Raw genomic sequence first — 21115 nt, forward strand, 5'->3', positions numbered from 1 at the left:
ATTCACGGACAGGTCCCGGCGTTTAGCCTGTTTCTTGATTCACCCATATATAGAGCTGTATCGCCCCATGATCGATCATGCTTTCCCCGCGCTCCGCATCCGCGGTCGAACCCTCCTGCCCATCATCCAAGGCGGGATGGGGGTCGGCGTCTCCGCCCATCGGCTGGCAGGTACCGTCGCCGCCGCGGGCGGCGTAGGCACCATCGCCAGCGTGGACCTGCGCCAACTGCACCCCGACCTGCTCGCCGCCGACAAGCGGAGCCGGGACGTGGAGGCGTACACGGCCTCCAACCTGATAGCCATCGACCGCGAGATCCGGGCCGCCCGGGAGATCGCCGGCTCGGACGGCTTCATCGCCGTGAACGTCATGCGCGCCCTGCGCGACTACGACCAACAGGTACGCCAGGCCTGCGCCAGCGGCGCCAACGCCATCATCATGGGGGCGGGACTGCCCCTGGAGCTACCGGCGCTCACCGCGGACTACCCCGATGTGGCTCTGATTCCCATCGTCTCCGACGGCCGGGCCCTGCGGATCACCCTCAAGCGCTGGGCGCGCCAAAACCGGCTGCCCGACGCCGTCGTGGTGGAGAACCCCCGCTTCGCCGGCGGCCACCTGGGCATCGCCAAGGTCGGTGACGAGAACGACCCCCGGTACGACTATCCCACCGTCCTGCCCGAGGTGCGGGCCACCCTGGCCGAGTTCGGCGAGGAGGCGGCGCGCATCCCCGTGATCGCCGCAGGCGGCATCAACGGGCCGGAGCGTCTGGCGGAAGTTATGGAGCTTGGCGCCAGCGGGGCACAGGTTGGCACGCCCTTCGCAGTCTCCGCCGAGGGCGACGCCCACCCCAACTTCAAGCAGGTGCTCCTGGGCGCCGACCCCGCGAACGACACCACCACCTTCATCAGCGCCGCCGGGCTGCCGGCCCGTGCCGTGCGCACCCCATGGCTGGACCGCTACCTGGGCCTGGAGGAGGATCTCCTCCACCGGGCCGACCCGGAAACGGCGGTCTGCCCCACCTTCGTGGAATGCCTCTCCCACTGCGGCTTTAAGGACGGCAAGGCGGCTGCCGGCCAGTTCTGCATCGAGACCCGCCTGGCCGCGGCGCAGAAAGGCAAGATCAAGCAAGGGCTGTTCTTCCGCGGCGGCGCCTCCCTGCCCTTCGGCGACCAAATCCGCCCAGTGCAGGACATCCTGTGCCACCTCCTGGACGCCACCATCCCCCAAGAGCCCGCCATCGCCACACCCTGAGGAAATACCCGACCGAAAAAATCGGTCCATTAGTATTGCGTTGGAAACTAAATAGGACTAGATTAGTCCTAGTTTACCGGCAGGCCCAACGGAGTGGCACCGGATGCTACGGATCAGCAAGATGACCGATTACGGCACGGTGGTCATGACCCACCTCGCCAAGAACCCCGAACAGCGCTTCAGCGCCCGGGAGCTGGCGAGCGATCTGCACATCGGCGTGCCCACGGTGAGCAAGATCCTCAAGGTCCTGGAGCGGGGCGGCCTGCTGGTGGCTCAGCGAGGCAAGAACGGCGGCTACTCCCTGGCGCGCGACCCCGGGCAGATCTCCGTGGCCCAGGTGATCCGAGCCATGGAGGGTCCCATCGCCCTGACCGAGTGCGCCAGCGACGCCCTGCAGTGCGACCAGGAGCAGTCCTGCTCGGTGCAGAGCAACTGGCAGCGCATCAACCACGCCATCATGCGGGCCCTCGAAGGGGTCTCCGTGGCGGAGATGACCGAACCGATCTCTGTGCAGGGGGTGCAGACGCGCACCCTGGAATTCCTGGGGGTGGCCGAGCGCGACCCCCTGGCCCAGACGGAATAAACGACCCGGACCCGGTCCGGAGGGATTTCCCAATTTCCGGGATGGAGGCAACCATGGCGTCTTCGAGCCAGATCGACGAAGTTCTCAATCGGGGCTACACCCCCGGCTTCTATACCGACATCGAAGTCGATGCGGTCCCTCCGGGACTGAACGAGGACATCATCCGCATGATCTCGGCCAAGAAGGAAGAGCCCGAGTTCATGCTGGAGTGGCGCCTCAACGCCTACCGGCAGTGGCTGGAGATGACCGAGCCGCGGTGGGCCAACATCCGCCACCCCTACATCGACTATCAGGACATCGTCTACTACTCGGCCCCCAAGTCCATGAGCGACGAGGACCGGCCGCAGTCCCTGGACGAGGTGGATCCCAAGCTGCTCGAGACCTACGAGAAGCTGGGCATCCCGCTGGACGAGCAGAAGCAGCTCGCCGGCGTTGCCGTGGACGCGGTGTTCGACTCCGTGTCGGTGGCCACTACCTACAAGGAGAAGCTGGCCGAGGAAGGCATCGTCTTCTGCTCCTTCTCCGAGGCCCTGCAGGACTACCCGGAGCTGGTGGAGAAATACCTGGGCACCGTGGTGCCGCCGGGGGACAACTACTTCGCCGCCCTGAACTCGGCGGTGTTCTCGGACGGCTCCTTCGTCTACGTGCCCAAGGGCGTGCGCTGCCCCATGGAGCTGTCCACCTACTTCCGCATCAACGCCTCCGAGACTGGCCAGTTCGAGCGCACCCTGATCGTCGCCGACGAGGGGGCCTACGTGAGCTACCTGGAGGGCTGCACGGCGCCCGCCCACTCCAAGAACCAGCTGCACGCCGCGGTGGTGGAGCTGGTGGCGGAGAAGGACGCCGAGATCAAGTACTCCACGGTGCAGAACTGGTACCCCGGCGACGAGAACGGCCAGGGCGGCATCTACAACCTGGTGACCAAGCGCGGCGAGTGCCGCGGCGACGACTCCAAGATCGCCTGGACCCAGGTGGAGACCGGCTCCGCCATCACCATGAAGTACCCCTCCGTGGTGCTGCGCGGCGACCGCTCCGTGGGCGAGTTCTACTCGGTGGCCGTGTCCAACAACTACCAGCAGGCGGACACCGGCACCAAGATGATCCACCTCGGCGCGGACACCAAGTCCACCATCATCTCCAAGGGGATCAGCGCCGGCTTCGGCCAGAACTCCTACCGGGGCCTGGTGCAGGTGGGCAAGAACGCCGAGAACGCCCGCAACTACACCCAGTGCGACTCCATGCTCATGGGCAACAAGTGCGGCGCGCACACCTTCCCGTACATCGAGGCCAAGAACCCCACCGCCCAGGTGGAGCACGAGGCCTCCACGGCGAAGATCGGCGAGGACCAGATCTTCTACCTGACCCAGCGGGGCATCGACCCCGAGGATGCCGTCTCCATGATCGTGAGCGGCTTCTGCAAGGAGGTCTTCCACGAGCTGCCCATGGAGTTCGCGGTGGAGGCGCAGAATCTGCTCGGGGTGAGCCTCGAGGGCAGCGTCGGCTAATCGTAGGGGTGTGGGAGCGGCGTGCGCCGCGACGGGCGAAACGGCCGGATTGTCGCGGCCAATGGCCGCTCCCACAGGCGTCAGGATCCGCGGGCTTTGGCCCAGCAAAACACCGAATAGCGTAAAGAGGACGGCACCGTGCTCAGCATCAAGAACCTGCACGCGAGCGTGGAAGACACCGAGATCCTGAAGGGGATCGACCTGGAAGTGGGCGACGGCGAGGTCCACGCCATCATGGGCCCCAACGGTTCCGGGAAATCCACCCTCGCCGGCGTGCTCGCCGGACGCGAGGGCTACACCGTGGGCGACGGCTCGGTGAGCTTCGACGGCAAGGACCTGCTGGAGATGGAACCGCAGGAGCGGGCCAACGAGGGCCTGTTCCTGGCCTTCCAATACCCGGTGGAGATCCCCGGCGTCAGCAACATCTACCTGCTGAAGTCGGCGGTGAACGCCGCGCGCAAGCACCGCGGCGAGGAGGAGCTGGACGCCATGGACCTGGTGGCCTTCATCCGCGAGAAGATGAAGCTCACCGGCATGGGCGACCAGCTCCTCTACCGCTCGGTGAACGAGGGCTTCTCCGGCGGCGAGAAGAAGCGCAACGAGATGCTGCAGATGGCGGTGCTCGAGCCGAAGCTGGCCATCCTCGACGAGACCGACTCCGGGCTCGACATCGACGCCCTGAAGACCGTCGCCGACGCGGTGAACCAGCTGCGCGACGCCAAGCGCTCCTTCATCCTCATTACCCACTACCAGCGCCTGCTGGACTACATCGTCCCGGACAAGGTGCACGTGCTCTACAACGGCCAGATCGCCAAGTCCGGGGACAAGGACCTGCCGCAGGAGCTGGAGAAAACCGGCTACGCCTGGCTCACCGGCGCCGAGCAGGCGCCCGCCGAGGAAGCGGTACAGGGGCAGTAAGGCCATGAGCGAGCAAACCGAGATCGTCGACCGCTACACCACCCTGTTCGAGCAGGGCCACGAGCGGCTCCCCGGTGCGTCCGCGGGCTGGGTCGCCGAGCGGCGGCGCGCGGCCATGAACCGCTTCGCCGAGACGGGCTTCCCGGCCGGCCGCGACGAGGAGTGGAAGTACACCTCCCTGCGACCGCTGGAGAAGCGGGAGTTCGCCCTTCCCGGCGCGGAGGCCCCGGCCCTGGCCCCGGAGGACATTGCCGCCTACACCTTCGACGAGCCCGCCGCACTGCGCCTGGTGTTCGTGGACGGCGTCTACGCCCCGGAGCTGTCCCGGACCGCCGAGCTGCCCGCGGGCGTGGAGGTGCGGCCCATGAGCGAGGCCCTGGGCGAGCCCTCCGAGGCCCTGCAGCGCCACCTGGGCCGCTACGCCGACCCGGAGGGAACCCCCTTCGTGGCCCTGAACACCGCGCTCATGGGCGACGGCGTCTACGTCTACGTGCCCGCCGGCGTACAGGTGGAGACCCCCATTCACGCCCTCTTCCTCACCAGCCCCGGCGCCGAGGCCCTGGGTCCCCACTACCGCAACCTGGTCGTGGCTGAGGAGGCCGCCTCCGTCACCGTGCTGGAAGACTTCGTCGGCCTCGGCGAGGGCGCCTACTTCAATAACGTGGTCACCGAAGCGGTGGCACCGAAGGACGCCCAGGTGGAGGTCTACAAGCTCCAGCAGGAAGGGCCCGGCGGCTACCACGTGGCCACCTTCGAGGGCTACCAGGGCGAGAACAGCGTCCTGACGCACCACAACATCGCCCTGGGCGGCCGGCTGGTGCGCAACGACGTCAACGACGTCCTGGACGCCGAGGGGGCGCTGGTGAACCTCAACGGGCTGTACCTGGGCGACGGCCGCGAGCACGTGGACAACCACACGCGCATCGACCACCTGAAGGCCAACGCCGAGTCCCGGGAGTACTACAAGGGCATCCTGGACGGGCGCGCCCGCGGCGTATTCAACGGCAAGGTGGTGGTGCAGCCCGAGGCCCAGGGCACGGAATCCGACCAGCAGAACCGCAACCTGCTGCTGTCCCGCAACGCCGAGGTGGATCCCAAGCCGGAGCTGGAGATCTTCGCCGACGACGTCTCCTGCACCCACGGTGCCACGGTGGGCCAGCTCGACGAGGACGCGCTGTTCTTCCTGCGCTCCCGCGGCCTCGGCTACGAGGACGCCCGCAACCTGCTGATCTTCGGCTTCGCCAACGAGATCATCGAGCGGGTACGCATCGAGCCCGTGCGGGCGCGGCTGGAAGAGCGACTGCTGAAGCGGCTTCCGCATACCGAAGCGATGGAGGAATGAGCGTGGCCGTGGAAGAGATGCGCAGCCAGGCGGAGCAGGTGACCGACGCCGACGCCGATCGCTACCGGCAGGACTTCCCGTGCCTCCAGCAGGAAGCGCACGGCAAGCCGCTGGTCTACCTGGACAGCGCCGCCACCAGCCAGAAGCCCCGCGCGGTGATCGACGCCATCAGCCGGTTCTACGAGACCAGCTATTCCAACGTCCACCGCGGCGCCCACCTGCTCTCCGAGCGGGCCACCGAGGCCTACGAGGGGGCGCGCTCGCGGGTGGCGCAGTTCATCGGCGCGGCCGATCCCCGCGAGATCGTTTTCGTCCGGGGCGCCACCGAGGCGATCAACCTAGTGGCCGCCAGCTACGGGCGAGCCAACCTCCAGGCGGGCGACGAGATCCTGCTCACCGAGATGGAGCACCACTCCAACATCGTCCCCTGGCAGCTGATAGCCGAGCAGACCGGCGCCGTGATCCGGGTGGTCCCCATCAGCGACGACGGCGAGCTGATGATGGACCGCTTCGACGAACTGCTCGGCGAGCGCACCAAGCTGGTGGGGGTGGGCCACGTCTCCAACGCGCTGGGAACCATCAACCCCGTCAAGGAGATCGTGGACAAGGCCCACGCCCAGGGGGCGGTGGTGCTGGTGGACGGCTGCCAGGCGGCGCCGCGCGTGCCGGTGGACGTGGGCGAGCTGGGCTGCGACTTCTACGCCTTCTCCGGCCACAAGCTCTACGGCCCGAGCGGCATCGGCGTGCTCTGGGGCCGCCACGAGCTGCTGGAGGCCATGCCCCCCTACCAAGGCGGCGGCGAGATGATCCAGCGGGTGACCTTCGAGCACACCACCTACGCCAAGGTGCCCCAGAAGTTCGAGGCCGGCACCCCGAACATCGCCGGCCCGGTGGGCTTGCACGCGGCTATGGACTACGTCGCCGGCATCGGCCTGGATGCCATATTCGCCCACGAGCGCGACCTGCTGGCCTATGCCACCGAGGCCATCCAGGAGGTGCCCGGCGTGCGCCTGATCGGCACCGCCGCCGAGAAAGCGGGGATCCTGTCCTTCGTCATGGAGGGCATCCACCCCCACGACATCGGCACCATCCTGGACAACCAGGGCATCGCCGTGCGCACGGGGCACCACTGCGCCCAGCCGGTGATGGACCGCTTCCAGGTGCCGGCCACCACCCGGGCCTCCTTCGGCCTGTACAACACCCGGGCCGACGTGGACGCCTTCATCCGGGGCCTCCACGAGGTGCGGGAGATCCTCGGCTGAGGAAGCCCGGATGCGGGAAGCACCACTCAACCACCCGCGGCACAGCCGTTCCGGAAGGAGCTAGAGTCCCATGGCGGACGTTCGCGACCTCTACCAGGAAGTGATCTTCGAGCACAACAAGAACCCCCGCAACTTCGGGGTCCTGGCCGACCACAACCGCCACGCCGTGGGCCACAACCCCCTGTGCGGGGACCAGCTCACGGTCTACCTGATGGTGGACGACAACGACGTGGTCCAGGACGTGAAGTTCGAGGGCTCCGGGTGCGCCATCTCGGTGGCCTCCGCCTCCCTGATGACCCAGATCCTCAAGGGCAAGTCCAAGCAGGAGGCCGACGAGCTCTTCCAGGCCTTCCACGACGTCTGCACCAAGGAGCGCGAGGCCGAGGACGTGCCCGAGCTCGGCAAGCTGGCCGTGCTCACCGGGGTGCGCGATTTCCCCTCCCGAGTGAAGTGCGCCACCTTGGCCTGGCACACCGTACACGCCGCCCTCGAGCACGACGAGGAGGGCGCCAGCGTTACCACCGAGTAACGCCCCCGCGCCGGTGGTCCCGGCAGCGGGCCCAACGCCTGCCTGAGGAGCGAGCCCGATGAGTGAACCGCGTGAACAGCCCCAGGAGATCCGCCCCCACACCATGTCCAAGCGCTTGGAGATCGAGTGGGGCGACGGGCACATCTCCGATTTCCCATACAGCTTCCTGCGGGAGAACGCCCCCTCCCTGCCCGACCGGGCCGATGCCGAGGGGATCGATGTCACGGACTTCCAGCCCGTGGGCCACTACGCCATCCAGATGACCTTCGACACTGGCGAGTCGGCCACCTACACCTGGGAGGCCCTGCGCAATATCGACCCCACGGACGAGGCCAACGCCGGCGACGACGAGGAGGTGGACCTCTCCGAGCTTCCGGAGATCGAGGAAGACAAGATCGTCGAGGCCCTGCGCCAGGTCTACGACCCCGAGATCCCGGTGAACATCTACGACCTCGGCCTCATCTACAACCTCGACATCCACCCCAACCACAAGGTGGACGTGAAGATGACCCTCACCACGCCGGGCTGCCCCGAGGCGGCCACCTTCCCCGGCAAGGTGGAGGCGGCCGTGAAGTCGGTGCCCGGAGTGGTGGACGCCGAGGTGGAGCTGGTCTGGGACCCGCCGTGGACCAAGGACCACATGTCCGAGGACGTGAAGCTGGCCCTTGGCATCTGGTAACCGCCCCGCAACCAGGAAGGAGAACCCGCATGGCCGACTGGGTCGAGGTGGGCACCACCGAGGACCTGCCGCCGGGGTCCTACACCTCGGTGGACGTGGACGACGTGCAGATCGCCGTGTTCAACTGCGGCGGCACCTACTACGCCATCGAGGACGTCTGCACGCACGACTACGGGCAGCTCACCGGCGGCGAGATGGAGGACTGCCGCATCGTCTGCCCGCGGCACGGGGCCAAGTTCGACGTTGCCTCCGGCGAGGCCCTGACCCCGCCGGCCTACGAGCCGGTGGACACCTTCCCCGTTCAGGTGGAGGACGGCAAGGTCTACGTCGCCGATGATCGTTGGGACTAGGAAACTGGTGGGTCCGAGGGGGCGCGGAGCGGATGCCGCCGGAGCTGAGCCCGTCCCCGGACCGAACCTAAGGCCTTTTTCTCCGGGGAAAGGCCTTTCTTTTCAAAAGGTATAGCCATGAGCGACTGGTGGCAGGTGGGCCGGATCGAGGACATCCCCCCTGGCTCGGTGGCCCGGGTGGAGGCCGATGATGTCCCCATGGCGGTGGTGAACCTGGGCGGGGAGCTCTACGCCCTGACCAACCTCTGCACCCATATGGATGCCGAGCTCCACGAGGGCGAGCTCGACCCCGAGGGCGAGCTGGAATGCCCCGCCCACGGCGCCCGCTTCGACGTGCGCACCGGCGAGGCCCTGACCCCGCCGGCCTTCGAGACCCTGGAGACCTATCCGGTCCAGGTGGCGGACGGCCTCGTCTACGTACGCCCCGATCCCGACGACTGACCCCCGCCCATGGTGGCCCCGGACCGCATCCAAGACCTCCGTCCGGGCCCACCACGCCCCGGCCGCTACGTCCTCTACTGGATGCAGCAGGCCCAGCGCGCCTCCGACAACCCGGCCCTCGATCTGGCCGTCCACCGCGCCAATGAGCTCTGCCTGCCGGTGGTGGTCGCCTTCGGCCTGACCGCGGACTACCCCGAGGCCAACCTGCGCCACTACGCCTTCATGGTGCAGGGGCTGGCGGAGGTGGGCGCCCACCTCCGCCGACGGGGCATCGCTTTCCTTCCCTCACACGACGCCCCGCCCCAGGCCGCCCTCCGGCTGGCGGAAGGGGCCGCCCTCTTGGTCTGCGACCGGGGCTACCTGCGCCACCAGCGGCAGTGGCGCCGGGAGGTGGCCGACCGCGCCCCCTGCCCGGTGGTGGAGGTGGAAACGGAGGTTGTGGTCCCGGTGGAGATCGCCTCCCCGAAGGCGGAGACGGCGGCCCGAACCCTGCGCCCCAGGATCGCGCGCCGGCGGGAGGAGTTCCTGGCGGAACCGCCGGCCGAGGAACCCAACGTCTCCGCCCGCCCCCTTGGGCTCCGGGGCGACTTCAACCCGGAGGACGGCGAGACCATCCTCCGCGACCTGCCCCTGGACCGCTCGGTTGCGCCGGTCTCCGCCTTCCAGGGGGGGTGCCGCGAGGCGCACCACCGCCTGGACCGCTTCCTCCGGGAGCGACTCCCGGGCTACGCCCGCCGCAGCAGCGACCCGGTGGCGGAGGCCACCTCCCACCTGTCCCCCTACCTCCATTTCGGCCAGATCGGCGTCCGAGAGGTAGCGCGGGCCGTCCAGGGGGCCGATGCCCCCGCGGAGGACCGCGAAGCCTTCCTGGAGCAGCTCATCGTCCGGCGCGAGCTGGCCTGCAACCACGTCTGGTACCGTCCCGACTACGACGCCTACACCGGCCTTCCCGACTGGGCCCGCCGCACCCTGGCCGAGCATGCCGACGACCCGCGCGACCCCTGCTATTCCCGGGAGACTTTGGAGGCGGCGGAGACGGCCGACCCATACTGGAACGCCGCCATGACCGACCTGCGCACCCGGGGCTTCATGCCCAACTATATGCGGATGTACTGGGGCAAGAAGGTGCTGGAATGGACGGCCGACCCCCAGACCGCCTTTGCGACCCTCCTGGCGCTGAACAACCGGTACTTCCTGGACGGGCGGGACCCGAACGCCTTCGCCAACGTGGCCTGGTGCTTCGGCCTGCACGACCGGGGGTGGCCGGAGCGGCCGGTCTTCGGCAAGGTACGCTACATGAACGCCCGCGGGCTGCGCCGCAAGTTCCCCATCGAAGACTATGTCCGGCGGGTATGGGACAACAGCGAGCCGGAGACGCCATGAGCCCGGAAGTGCGCGAGAACGTATCCCGCGGAGCCACCTGGATCCGCGGCCTGTACATGCTGCTGTTCGCCCTGATCTTCAACCTCGCCGAGCTGGTGCTGGCGGCGGTGGCGTTGTTCCAGTTCGCCGCCCACCTGCTCGCCGGAGAGCCCAACACGAGGCTCCGCGCCTTCGGGGCGCACCTGGGCGCCTATCTGCAGGAGATCGCGGCCTTCCTGACCTACGCCAGCGAAGACCGGCCCTTCCCTTTCGCGCCCTGGCCGGACGGTGGGGACCCCCAGCCCATCAGCGGAAACCACGGGGAGGAGGCATCCGAGGAGAGCAAGGGGAAGGTCAGGGACGAGGGCGACGCGGGAGGCGGGGAGCCCAACGAAGCCGGGGTGCGCTGACCTTCGGCTACCCCCCGGAACGGAAAAGCCCCGGCTCGCCGAGCCGGGGCTTTTTGGTGGGTCAACCCGCCCCTGGCGTGGTCTTTCCGGTCAGGCGCCGTAATATTCCCGGTACCAGGCCACGAACCGTTCGATACCCGTCTTCAGGGGCGTATCCGGCGAAAAGCCCACCGCCTCCTGCAGGTCGGCCACGTCGGCGTAGGTGGCCGGCACGTCGCCGGGCTGCATGGGCAGGTAGTTCTTCTTCGCCTCCATGCCCAGGGCCTCCTCGAGGGTGGCGATGAAGTCCATCAGCTTGACGGGGCTGTGGTTGCCGATGTTGTAGACCCGGTAGGGGACGTAGGAGCTGCCGGGATCCGGGGCGTCGCCGGACCAGTCCGGGTTGGGCTCGGGGACCGCGTCGGCGGTGCGCACCACCCCCTCGACGATGTCGTCGATGTAGGTGAAGTCGCGCTGCATGGCGCCGTGGTTGTAGACGTCGATGGGCTGGCCCTCGGTGATGGCCTTGGTGAACTTGAACAGCGCCATGTCCGGGCGCCCCCAGGGGCCGTAGACGGTGAAGAAGCGCAGGCCGGTCATGGGGGTGCCGTAGAGGTGGCAGTAGGTGTGGGCCATCAGCTCGTTGGCCTTCTTGGTGGCCGCGTACAGCGACACCGGATGGTCCACGTTGTGGTGCACCGAGAAGGGCATGGTGGTGTTGGCGCCGTACACCGAGCTGCTGGAGGCGAACACCAGGTGCTCGACGTCGTGGTGGCGGCAGCCCTCCAGGATGTTGAGGAAGCCGGTGAGGTTGCTGTCGGCGTAGGCGTGGGGGTTCTCCAGGCTGTAGCGCACCCCGGCCTGCGCCGCTAGGTGGATCACCCGGTCCGGTCGGTGCGCGGCGAACACCTCGGCCACCGCCTCGCGGTCCTCCAGGGAAACGCGGGCCTCGGTGAAGCCGGGCCGGCCGCTGATGCGCGCCAGCCGGTCCTCCTTGAGGCGCACGTCGTAGTAGGCGTTGACGTTGTCCAGCCCCACCACCTCGTCGCCGCGGTCGAGCAGGCGCTCGGCGACGAAGTTGCCGATGAAGCCGGCGGTCCCGGTGACCAGGAAGCGCATGGGCCTAGCCCTCGCCCGGGGTGGTCTGGGGCCGGCCGATGGCCACGTGGGTGAGGCCGTGGGGGGCCAGGACGGCGGGGTCGTAGATGTTGCGGCCGTCGAAGATCACCGGGTCCCTCAGGGTGGCGGCGATGTGGTCGAAGTCGGGGCTGCGGAAGGGCTTCCACTCGGTGACCAGCACCAGGGCGTCGGCGCCCTCCAGGGCGGCGTAGCGGTCGTCCACGAGGGTGAGGTCGGCCCGCTCGCCGTAGATGCGCCGGCATTCGTCCATGGCCTCGGGGTCATGCGCCCGCACGGTGGCGCCGCGGGCCCACAGCCCTTCCATGAGCCGGCGCGCGGGCGCCTCCCGCATGTCGTCGGTGTTGGGCTTGAAGGCCAGGCCCCACAGGGCGAAGGTCTTGCCGGTGAGGTCCTCGCCGTAGCGCGCCACGATCTTGCGCTCGAGGACGGTCTTCTGCTCGTCGTTCACCGCCTCCACGGCCTGCAGCATGCGCGCGGTGTAGCCGTGCTCGCGGGCGGTGCGCTCCAAAGCGGCCACGTCCTTGGGGAAGCAGGAACCGCCGAAGCCGGCGCCGGGGTAGATGAAGGAGAAGCCGATGCGGGGGTCGCTGCCGATGCCCTGGCGCACCATCTCGACGTCGGCGCCCACCCGCTCGCAGAGGTTGGCCACCTCGTTCATGAAGCTGATCTTGGTGGCGAGCATGGCGTTGGCGGCGTACTTGGTCATCTCCGCGGAGCGCACGTCCATGGTGATCACGCGCTCGTGGTTGCGGTTGAAGGGGGCGTAGAGCTCGCGCAGCAGGGCCCCGGTGCGCACGTTGTCGCAGCCGAGGATGATGCGGTCGGGCTTCATGAAGTCCTCCACCGCCGCGCCTTCCTTGAGGAATTCGGGGTTGGAGACGACGTCGTATTCGATGTCCTGGCCCCGCGCCGCCAGCTCCTCGCCCACCGCCGAGCGCACCTTGTCGGCGGTGCCCACCGGCACGGTGGATTTGTCGATGATCACGCGGTAGTCGTCCATGCGGGCGCCGATGCCCCGGGCCACGTCGAGCACGTAGCGCAGGTCCGCCGAGCCGTCCTCGTCGGGCGGCGTGCCCACGGCGATGAACTGGAACAGGCCGTGGTCCACGCAGGCGTCCATGTCCGTGGTGAAGCGCAGCCGCCCCGCCGCCACGTTCTCGGCCACCAGGGGCTCCAGCCCCGGCTCGTAGATGGGCACCTCGCCGCGCTCCAGCGCCGCGATCTTGTCCGCGTCCACGTCCATGCACACCACGTCGTTGCCGGCCTCGGCCAGGCACGCCCCCGTCACCAGACCCACATAGCCCGTGCCGACCACGGAAACCTTCATTCCAACCCCCGCGTTGCTTGCCTCGGATTCCTCCGGGACGAGCCCCCGGCCCGTCCAGGAAAACGCGTAGCGCCGCGCCGCCCCCCTTGACCCCCCATCCACCCGGTGCTAACGGGTGGAAAACGGTTCCCGCGCGCCCGGGAGGAGGCGGCCATGACCATGAGCCACCGAAGGCGGCGACTATACTTCATCCTTCCCGACGTTCAAATCACCCGGGAAGTAGTCAACGAGCTGCTTCTGGCCCGGGTGGAGGAGCGCCATCTCCATTGCCTGGCCCGGGAGGACCTCGACCTCGGAGACCTGCCCCAGGCGGACGTCTTCCAGCGCAGCGACATCATCCACGGCGCGGGCCTCGGGCTGGCCCTGGGCGGGGCCACCGGCGCCATCGCCGGGGTGGCCACCATCTTCATCCAGCCCTCGGGCTGGGCCCAGAGCGGCGGCCTCGTGCTGGCCATCGCCCTAGTGGGCGCCCTGGTGGGCATGTGGGCCTCGGGCATGATCGGCACCTCGGTGCCCAACTCCCGCCTGAAGGCCTTCCAGAAGGACCTCGACGCGGGCCGGGTGCTGCTCATGGTGGACATCCCCGAGGACCGCGTGGAGGAGATCCGCGAGCGGGTCAAGAAGCACCACCCCGAAGCCTCCGATCGGGGCACGGACCCCCACATCCCGGCCTTCCCCTGAGGGCGGGCCGGGGATCAGGCCTCCCCGACTCCGCCTGCGGGCCCCAGATCCGCCGGGGCGTCCACGTCGCGCAGGATACCAGGATCCGTCACTGCGATCCGCCGGACCCGCCCCGCATGAGCCTCCAGGACCCCGCGGGCGCCCCGGTCCCCCTCCATCGCCGCCAGGGCGGCACCGTGGTCCCGGGCGAAGCCCACCGGATGACCCGCCCTGCCCCGATGGACGGGCCGCACCAGGGAGGCCCCGGCCCGCAGGCGCTCCGCCACCGCCGCCGCCGTTTCCCCGCGCACCCACGGCATGTCCCCCAGGGCGATCAGCCAGGCGTCCACCTCCGGGGTTGCGCGCACCCCGGCGGCCAGGCTCGCGCCCATGCCCCGTTCGCTCTCGGGAGCCACCAGCACCCTGGCGCCCGCCCCGGCCAGGAGCTCCGCCACCCGCTCCTCTCCGGGGCGTGCCACGGCCAGGACGTCGTCGGCCCCCGCGGCCAGTGCCTCGACGGCGGCCCGGGCCACGGGCCGGCCGTCCGGCAGGCGGGCCAGCAGCTTCTGACCGCCGAAACGGCGCCCGAGGCCGGCAGCCAGCAGGACCCCCTGAATCATGGCTGAGTGAGGCGCTCCCCCGCCGGGACCGGGGGCGCCGCGCGGTCCGGCTCGCCGCGCCCGTTTCGGATGGCGGTCATCTCCGCCAGGACGGAGACGGCGATCTCCGGCGGGGTCCGGCTGCCGATGGGCAGGCCCATGGGTCCCCGCAGCCGCTCGACGGCGCCTGGATCCAGGCCCAGCTCCGCCAGCCGGGCCCGCCGCCGATCGTTGTTGGCCCGCGAGCCCAGGGCGCCCACATAGAAGGCGGGCGAGGCCAGGGCCTCCAGCAGGGCCAGGTCGTCCAGCTTGGGATCATGAGTGGCGGCCACCACCGCGGCGTGGGGGTCCGGGCGCCAGGCCGCCACGGCGTCGTCGGGCATGCGGGTGTCCAGGGCAACCCCGGGTCCGCTCCAGGCCTCGGCGTACTCCCGGCGGGGATCGCAGACCGTGACGGCGTAATCCAAGGCAAGGGCCATGTCGGCGAGATAGCCCGCCAGCTGGCCGGCGCCGATAACCATCAGACGCCAGCGCGGGCCGAAGGCCTTGGTAACCTCCTCCGCCCCCGCCACCAGCGCCGCCTCCCCGTCCCGGTCCGGGTGCACCTCCACCTTGCCGGTCGCCCGGTGCACGGTCCGGCGGATGCGGGCACCGGCCGCCAGGGCGCCGCGCACTGCCTCCAGGGCGCCGTCACGGCCCGGCTCCAGGGGCTCCACCAGCAGCTCCAGCGTGCCGCCGCAGGGCAGACCGAAGCGGGCGGCCTCCTCGCGGCTCACCCCGTAGCGCAACGCGCCGGGGGCTTCGCCAGGCAGCCAGCCGGCCAGGGCCAGCTCCCGCAGGTCCTCCTCCACGCAGCCGCCCGAGACCGAGCCCTCCATGCGCCCGTCCTCCCGGAGGGCCAGGAGGGAGCCGGGCGGCCGCGGCGAGGAGCCCCAGGTGGCGACCACCGTCACCAGGAACAGCCGGTGTCCGGATGCCAGCCAGCCGAGGGCGGCCTCGATGACGGCCTGATCCGTGCCGCGGGGCGCCTCGCCCGGACCCATGCGGACCCCCTCAGGCCGGCCGGAAGCCCGCGCGGGACAGGGGCAGGCGGCGCACCGGCTCGCCCGTCACGGCGAAGACGGCGTTGGCCACCGCGGGGGCGATGGGAGGCGTCCCCGGCTCGCCCACCCCGCCCGGTTCCTCGTCGCTGTCCACGATGTGCACGTGGACCTCGGGCATCTGGTTCATGGTGAGGATGGGATAGCTGTCGAAGTTGGCCTGCTCCACCTGGCCGCGATCCACGGTGATGGCCTCGTGGAGGGCCGCGGAAAGCCCGTAGACCACCCCGCTCTCCATCTGCTCGGTGATGATCTCCGGATTGACCGTCTGGCCGCAGTCGATGGCCACGTCCACGCGGTGTACCCGCACCTCCCGGTTGTCGTCCACCGAGACCTCGGCCACCTCGGCGCAGTAGCTGCCGAAGGAGTGCACCACGGCGATACCGCGGGCGCGGCCCTCCGGGAGCTCACCGCCCCAGCCGGCCTGCTCGGCGGCGCGCTCCAGGACGCCGAGGTGCCGGGGCTGGTCCTGCAGGAGCCGGCGGCGCAGCTCGTAGGGGTCCTCCCCCGCCGCGGCGGCCACCTCGTCGAAGAAGGCCTCGCGGATGAAGCCGTTCTGGGAGGCGCCCACGGAGCGCCACCACCACAGCGGCACCGGCGTGTTGGACATGGCGTAGTCCACGTGGATGCTGGACACCGCGTAGGGCACCTCCTTGGCCACCTCCACCGAGGAGGAGTCCACCCGCTGGCCCTCCTCGAGCATGTCGTTGTAGGCCATGATGGAGGGCCCGGCGATGCGGTGGCGCCAGCCGGTGACCTCCCCCGAGCCGTCAACGGCCGCGGCGAGGCGGTTGTAGGTGGCCGGGCGGTAGCGGTCGTGACGGGTGGTGTCCTCCCGGGTCCAGACCACCTTCACCGGGGCGCCGGCCTTTTTGGCCGTCTCCACCGCGTCCGCCACGAAGTCGGTGTGGGAGCGCCGCCCGAAGCCGCCGCCCAGGAAGGTGGTGTGCACGTGGACGTTCTCCGGGTCCAGCCCGCTGATCTCCGCCGCCACCTCCTGGGTGGAGGTCTGGTCCTGGGTGGGCGCCCACACCTCGCAGACGCCGTCGGCGATGCGTGCCGTGCAGTTCATGGGCTCCATGCAGACGTGGGCCAGAAAGGGCACCTCGTACTCGGCCTCCAGGGTCTGCGCCCCCTCCTGAAGGGCCTGCTCGATGTCCCCGTCCTCGCGAACAGCGGCGGCCTCCCCGGAGTCCGCGGCCTCGCGGAACTGCCGCGCGATCTGGGCCGAGGTCAGCCCGGCGTGCTCCCCGTAGTCCCATTCCACCCGCAGGGCCTCCCGGCCCTTCTGGGCAGCCCAGAACCCCTCCGCCACCACGGCCACCCCAGCCTCGATCTCGAAGACGTCCTTCACCCCGGAAACCCGCTTGGCCGCCTCGCCGTGGACGCGGGCCGGGCGTCCGCCGATTACCGGGCAGCGCACCACCTGCGCCGTGAGCAAGCCGGGGAGCTGGACGTCCATGCCGAAGGTGGCGGAACCGTCCACCTTGGCGGCGCGGTCCAGCCGGTCCCGGGGCTTGCCGAGGAGGCGGAACTCCGTGGGCTCCTTGAGGAGGACCGCCTCGGGGACCTCCTGGCGGGCCGCTACGGCGGCCAGGTCGCCGTAGGTGGCCTCTCGCCCGCTCTCCGGGTGGCGCACCACCTGGTTGGCCGCCTCCAGGGAGTCGGGGTCCACGTCCCATTCCTCGGCGGCCGCGGCCACCAGCATCTCGCGGGCGGCAGCGCCCGCTTCCCGCAGGGGACGCCAGGCGGCGCGCACGGCGGTGCTGCCGCCCGTGGCCTGGCGCCCCAGCAGGGCGTTGGTATAGGCCTCGTCGGCCGGGGCGAATTCGGTATGGATACGCTCCCAGTCCGCCTCCAGGTCCTCGGCGACGAGCATGGGGATGGCGGTCATCACCCCCTGCCCCATCTCCGAGCGGTCCACGAGGACGGTGACCCGGTCGTCCCTGCCGATGCGGACCCAGGCGTTGGGCTCGAAGGCTGCCTGTCCGGAGGTGGCATCCTCGGCCTGGGCGTAACGCCCGCCGGTGGGCAGGCGGAAGCCCAGCACCAGCCCACCCCCCACGGCGGCGCTGGCCTTCAGGAAGGAACGGCGCGAGGTCTTCACGGGGCTCCCGGTCATCAGCCCTGCTCCTGCATGTTCTTGGCGGCGGTACGGATGGCCCGGCGGACCCGCTGGTAGGTGCCGCAGCGGCAGAGGTTGCCCTGCATGGCAGCGTCGATCTCGGCATCGGAGGGATCGGGGCTGCGCTCCAGAAGCGCCGCCGCGCTCATGAGCTGGCCGCTCTGGCAGAACCCGCACTGGGGCACGTTGGCCTCCATCCAGGCGCGCTGCAGGGGATGGTCGCGGTTCTCGGACAGCCCTTCCACGGTGGTGACCTCCCGACTCCCCACCTCGCTCACGGGGGTCACACAGGCCCGCACCGGCTGGCCGTCCAGATGGACGGTGCAGGCCCCGCACTGGGCGATGCCGCAGCCGTATTTGGTCCCGGTCAGGGCCAGGTTGTCACGCAGCACCCAGAGCAGGGGCGTGTCGGAGGGGACGTCCACCTCGCGGGCCTCGCCGTTCACCTTGAGGGAAACCGCCGTCATGGATAGGGGCTCCTGTTGGGGCAGATAGGGGCTGACTCGGGAAGGGCTTTCCTCCTTGGTAAAGCATCCCGGCGGGCGTGTGCAAGGATTAACGGGGGAACGGGCGGCGGAGCGGGCCGGAGGGAGGGACGGGACTAAACGGGCCGGGCCGCGGACGGGCGCTGGGGCGAAGCGATCGCGGGGGCTCAGTCCCGCTCCAGGACCTGCTCCCGGCCCTTGCCGTCCACGGTGACCATCTGCACGGGCCGCCGCCAGACGCGCTGGATGTACTCCAGGACCTTCTGCGCCCGGTCCACGTCCAGGCCCTTGCCGTCCGTCTGGTGGTCGTGCTGCAGCAGGAGCCTGCCGTCGGTGCCCATCTCCGAGACGTACACCCGGGGCGCGCCGTAGTTGAACTTGGGATGGAGGATGGCCTCGCGCAGGGCATGGATGTCCCGGTCCTGGATGACGTACTGCTCTTCACCGCCCCGCCCGCGCCGGGTGGTGTAGGAGAACAGCTGCAGCTCCTCGGCCAGATCCTCGTCCAGCCAGTTGCGGACGAAGCTGAAGTCGTCCTCCTCCGCCCGCAGCTGCAGGGCCGTGTCCAGGCCGTGCTCGGCGATGATGCGCTCCCACATGTGGAAGCCCAGGTGGTACGGGTTCACGGACAGGGACACGGACTTCTCGCCGGCGTAGGGGCGCACCACGTCGGAGTGGGCCTTGATGGCGTCGAGATAGAGCTGTTGCGGCAGGAAGTCGGCCTCGCGCAGCAGGCGGGCGTGCCAGTAGGAGGCCCAGCCCTCGTTCATGATCTGGCAGGCGAACACCGGGTAGAAGTAGAAGGACTCCTCCCGCACCGACAGGAAGATGTCCTGCTCCCAGCCCTCCAGGTCCGGGGCGTAGTGGGCGATGAACCAGAGCAGGTCGTACTCCGGGCGCGGCGGGATCGGGGCCCGCACGGAGCCGCCGCCCCCTTCGGTGTCCAGCTCCCCCTCCTCGCCCGGCAGCCCGCCGAAGCGTCCCTGGAAGCCGCCCTTGCGCCTGGGCTCCTCCCCGCGCCGGCGCTCCATGCGGTCCGGGAAGCCGGCGCGATTGATGGGGAAGTTGATGTCGATGTTCTGCTCCAGGGCGAGCGCCGCGTCGAGCACCGCCTCCACCCGCTTCTGGCCGTACTCGTCGATGGCCTCGTCGATGCGGTGGGCGCGCTCGGCCGCCTGCTCCACGATGTGGTAGCCCACCTGGGACTGCATGCGGGCGAACAGCTCGTTGTTCTTGGAGAAATCGGCGTGCCCGAGCACGTGGGCGGTGACCAGGGTGTTCTCGGGCAGGGAGTTGTTGTTCACCAGGTAGGCCCGGTTGGGGTTGCCCGGGAACACCACCTCGAAGATGCGGGAGCCGCCCATGCGGTGCTGGATGTACTGGTAGATGTAGCGCACCCCAAAGGACCAGTGGGGCATGCGCACGGGCAGGCCGTACACCGCCACCTCCATCATGAACGACGGCGGCACCACCTCGAAGTCCACGGGGTAGAAGTCCAGGCCTTGGTCCCGGGCCAGGGCCTCCAGCTTGGGGGTGTATTCGACAAGTTCCGCGTTACTCATGGGACTCTTGGGACCGAATGGCACGTGTGTTTCCTCCTCGTCCCCGCCCGTGTCGGGCCTGGCGCCCCGGCGGTGCCGCCGCGCGGGTCGCCCGCCCCCGGTTCCCGGATCGGCTCAGGCCACCTCCTCGGCCTGATGGCGGAAGAACTCCCGGATGGCGTCCCAGATGTCCCCCTCTTCGTGGACGGTGTAGCTGCCCACCGGGTAGTCCCGCGCGCCCAGGGCCTTGAACAGGCGGCCCATCTCCGACTTCGAGGACTCCAGGGGGTTCTGGGGCGTCTCCACGAACCCCATGAAGTTCACCAGGCCGCCGAGCTCCGCCAGCAGGCCCTCGGCGCTGCGCCGGTCGTCCCCGAAGTTGTCGCCGTCGGAGGCGTAGAACAGGTACTGGTTGTACTGCCCCGGGTCGTAGCGGTCGGTGAAGATGTCCAGGGCCAGGCGGAAGCCGCTGGAGGCCACCGTGCCGCCGGTGGCCGACACCTGGAAGAACTCCTCCTCGGAGAACTCCCAGGCCTGGTTGGTGTGGGCGATGAACACCGCCTCCACGTCGCCGTACTGCCGGCGCAGGCCCTGCATGGCCCAGAAGAAGAAGGACTTGGCCAGTTTGCGCCGGGTCTCGTCCATGGAAGCGGAGACGTCCAGCAGGAAGCACACCACGGCGTTGGTGGCGGGCCGCTTGCGCCGGGCGAGCTGGCGGAAGCGCAGGTCCTCGTTGGAGAAGGGCGTGGGCTCCTCCTGCACGGAGCGCCGCTTGATGGCCTCCTTCACCGTGCGCCGGCGGTCGAGGCGGGCCCGCGGCCCGCGCTTGTCCCAGCCCTCCTGGATCAGGTCCTCGTCGGTGAGGGCGTCGGTGGTTTTGGGCTGGAGGTCCGGCAGGGCCAGCTCCTCCCAGATCCAGTCGACGATGTCGTCCACCTTGAGCTCCAGGACGAAGCGCAGCTCGCCGCCGCCGCTGCCGCCCTCCGTGCCGCCCTCGCCCTCGTCGGGCTTGGCCCGGCGCAGGACGTCGCCGGGCTGCCCGTCGCCCTGGCCCGCCTGGGGCTCGCCGCCGTCCTGGTCGTCGCGCAGACGGAACCGGTAGTGCTCCAGGAAACGCACCGGCACCTGGACGGTCCGGTCGGAGGGCCGGGACAGCACGTCGGAGCCGGAGATCAGGTTGGGCAGCTCCTCCTTGACGGTCTCCCGCACCTTCTCGTTGTGCCGCAGCCAGTCCCGGGAGCCGCGGGAGAACAGGTCGTACCAGCGGTTCTCCATGGCCATCCGGGAAGGGGCTCTGTATTCCGTGCGCTCGCTCATGACTCTCCTCATGGTTTCCGCCCGGGCCGGACCGGCGGGCCGGCCATCCCGGGGGTTAGACCACGCCGCGGGAAGGGTGATCTCGGCGCGCTCCCCTTTCTTCCCACCCTAGACCCTCGACGCGCGGGCGGTCTGCCCCCGGCCGACAAAAAAGCCGGCCCCCTGGGGACCGGCTCGCCGGCGCGCGGACGGGAATAGGAACGCCCAACGGC

Annotated in this window: 21 protein-coding genes and 1 pseudogene; 14 read left to right on the forward strand and 8 right to left on the reverse strand. The window is 69.8% G+C overall.

Translation table 11 applies throughout. The annotated features are described in order from the left end of the window. Positions 1–67 precede the first annotated feature (67 nt). The 13 genes and pseudogenes from ACLFRB_RS00355 (at position 68) to ACLFRB_RS00415 (ending at position 10630) form a co-directional block, all read left to right on the forward strand. Entirely contained in the window at positions 68–1249 is a 1182-nt protein-coding gene (locus ACLFRB_RS00355; RefSeq protein WP_411067000.1) for an NAD(P)H-dependent flavin oxidoreductase, read from the forward strand. Positions 1250–1352: 103 nt separating this feature from the next. Continuing rightward, on the forward strand, positions 1353–1832 hold the full coding sequence (locus tag ACLFRB_RS00360; protein WP_411067001.1) for an SUF system Fe-S cluster assembly regulator: 480 nt from the start codon (positions 1353–1355) through the stop codon (positions 1830–1832). Between the two features lie 53 nt (positions 1833–1885). Beyond that, positions 1886–3337 (forward strand): Fe-S cluster assembly protein SufB, encoded by a 1452-nt coding sequence (sufB, locus tag ACLFRB_RS00365; RefSeq protein ID WP_411067002.1) that lies wholly within the window; start codon positions 1886–1888, stop codon positions 3335–3337. 138 nt (positions 3338–3475) lie between these two features. Further along, a complete protein-coding gene (gene sufC / locus ACLFRB_RS00370; protein WP_411067003.1) occupies positions 3476–4255 on the forward strand; it encodes a Fe-S cluster assembly ATPase SufC in 780 nt (259 codons plus the stop codon). Positions 4256–4259: 4 nt separating this feature from the next. Beyond that, the gene (sufD, locus tag ACLFRB_RS00375) at positions 4260–5597 is read left to right on the forward strand and encodes a Fe-S cluster assembly protein SufD (protein ID WP_411067004.1); all 1338 of its coding nucleotides are present in this window, start codon (positions 4260–4262) and stop codon (positions 5595–5597) included. A 17-nt stretch (positions 5598–5614) separates the two neighbouring features. Continuing rightward, positions 5615–6859, forward strand: a complete 1245-nt coding sequence (locus ACLFRB_RS00380) for a cysteine desulfurase (RefSeq protein WP_411067084.1) — start codon at positions 5615–5617, stop codon at positions 6857–6859. 70 nt (positions 6860–6929) lie between these two features. After that, positions 6930–7388: a Fe-S cluster assembly sulfur transfer protein SufU gene (gene sufU, locus ACLFRB_RS00385; RefSeq protein WP_411067005.1), complete on the forward strand. Its 459-nt coding sequence runs from the start codon at positions 6930–6932 to the stop codon at positions 7386–7388. A 103-nt stretch (positions 7389–7491) separates the two neighbouring features. After that, positions 7492–7686, forward strand: a pseudogene (locus tag ACLFRB_RS00390) (gamma-butyrobetaine hydroxylase-like domain-containing protein); the annotation flags it as partial. A 57-nt stretch (positions 7687–7743) separates the two neighbouring features. Then, positions 7744–8067 (forward strand): SUF system Fe-S cluster assembly protein, encoded by a 324-nt coding sequence (locus tag ACLFRB_RS00395; RefSeq protein ID WP_411067085.1) that lies wholly within the window; start codon positions 7744–7746, stop codon positions 8065–8067. A gap of 29 nt (positions 8068–8096) precedes the next feature. Then, on the forward strand, positions 8097–8417 hold the full coding sequence (locus ACLFRB_RS00400) for a Rieske (2Fe-2S) protein (protein WP_411067006.1): 321 nt from the start codon (positions 8097–8099) through the stop codon (positions 8415–8417). A 117-nt stretch (positions 8418–8534) separates the two neighbouring features. Next, a complete protein-coding gene (locus ACLFRB_RS00405; protein WP_411067007.1) occupies positions 8535–8858 on the forward strand; it encodes a Rieske (2Fe-2S) protein in 324 nt (107 codons plus the stop codon). 9 nt (positions 8859–8867) lie between these two features. Beyond that, entirely contained in the window at positions 8868–10241 is a 1374-nt protein-coding gene (locus tag ACLFRB_RS00410) for a deoxyribodipyrimidine photo-lyase (protein ID WP_411067008.1), read from the forward strand. Further along, positions 10238–10630, forward strand: coding sequence for a DUF4389 domain-containing protein (locus ACLFRB_RS00415; RefSeq protein WP_411067009.1), 393 nt, complete (start codon positions 10238–10240; stop codon positions 10628–10630). The genes ACLFRB_RS00410 and ACLFRB_RS00415 overlap by 4 nt, the downstream gene beginning before the upstream one ends. A 90-nt stretch (positions 10631–10720) precedes the next feature. Here the strand turns inward: ACLFRB_RS00415 and ACLFRB_RS00420 are convergent, their stop codons facing one another. Together ACLFRB_RS00420 and ACLFRB_RS00425 are read right to left on the reverse strand one after the other, a co-directional pair. After that, positions 10721–11728: an NAD-dependent epimerase gene (locus ACLFRB_RS00420; RefSeq protein WP_411067010.1), complete on the reverse strand. Its 1008-nt coding sequence runs from the start codon at positions 11726–11728 to the stop codon at positions 10721–10723. A 4-nt stretch (positions 11729–11732) separates the two neighbouring features. Then, positions 11733–13076: a UDP-glucose dehydrogenase family protein gene (locus ACLFRB_RS00425; RefSeq protein ID WP_411067011.1), complete on the reverse strand. Its 1344-nt coding sequence runs from the start codon at positions 13074–13076 to the stop codon at positions 11733–11735. A gap of 153 nt (positions 13077–13229) precedes the next feature. Between ACLFRB_RS00425 and ACLFRB_RS00430 the strand changes: the two genes are divergently transcribed. Beyond that, on the forward strand, positions 13230–13757 hold the full coding sequence (locus ACLFRB_RS00430; RefSeq protein WP_411067012.1) for a DUF1269 domain-containing protein: 528 nt from the start codon (positions 13230–13232) through the stop codon (positions 13755–13757). Positions 13758–13771: 14 nt separating this feature from the next. Here the strand turns inward: ACLFRB_RS00430 and ACLFRB_RS00435 are convergent, their stop codons facing one another. From ACLFRB_RS00435 to ACLFRB_RS00460, 6 genes are all read right to left on the reverse strand, one after another. Further along, entirely contained in the window at positions 13772–14356 is a 585-nt protein-coding gene (locus tag ACLFRB_RS00435) for an NTP transferase domain-containing protein (RefSeq protein ID WP_411067013.1), read from the reverse strand. Next, positions 14353–15378 carry an XdhC family protein gene (locus ACLFRB_RS00440; protein ID WP_411067014.1) on the reverse strand — a complete coding sequence of 342 codons (1026 nt, stop codon included), beginning with the start codon at positions 15376–15378 and terminating at the stop codon, positions 14353–14355. Before ACLFRB_RS00440 ends, ACLFRB_RS00435 begins: the two co-directional genes overlap by 4 nt. A gap of 10 nt (positions 15379–15388) precedes the next feature. After that, on the reverse strand, positions 15389–17557 hold the full coding sequence (locus ACLFRB_RS00445) for a molybdopterin cofactor-binding domain-containing protein (protein WP_411067015.1): 2169 nt from the start codon (positions 17555–17557) through the stop codon (positions 15389–15391). Continuing rightward, a complete protein-coding gene (locus ACLFRB_RS00450; protein ID WP_411067016.1) occupies positions 17557–18027 on the reverse strand; it encodes a (2Fe-2S)-binding protein in 471 nt (156 codons plus the stop codon). The genes ACLFRB_RS00445 and ACLFRB_RS00450 overlap by 1 nt, the downstream gene beginning before the upstream one ends. 185 nt (positions 18028–18212) lie before the next feature. Next, positions 18213–19607: a SpoVR family protein gene (locus tag ACLFRB_RS00455; RefSeq protein ID WP_411067017.1), complete on the reverse strand. Its 1395-nt coding sequence runs from the start codon at positions 19605–19607 to the stop codon at positions 18213–18215. Positions 19608–19721: 114 nt separating this feature from the next. Further along, on the reverse strand, positions 19722–20903 hold the full coding sequence (locus ACLFRB_RS00460; protein WP_411067018.1) for a DUF444 family protein: 1182 nt from the start codon (positions 20901–20903) through the stop codon (positions 19722–19724). Between the last annotated feature and the right edge of the window lie 212 nt (positions 20904–21115).

Origin of the sequence: Thiohalorhabdus sp. (genome assembly GCF_046545655.1) — a bacterium.
Classification (GTDB): Bacteria; Pseudomonadota; Gammaproteobacteria; order Thiohalorhabdales; family Thiohalorhabdaceae; genus Thiohalorhabdus.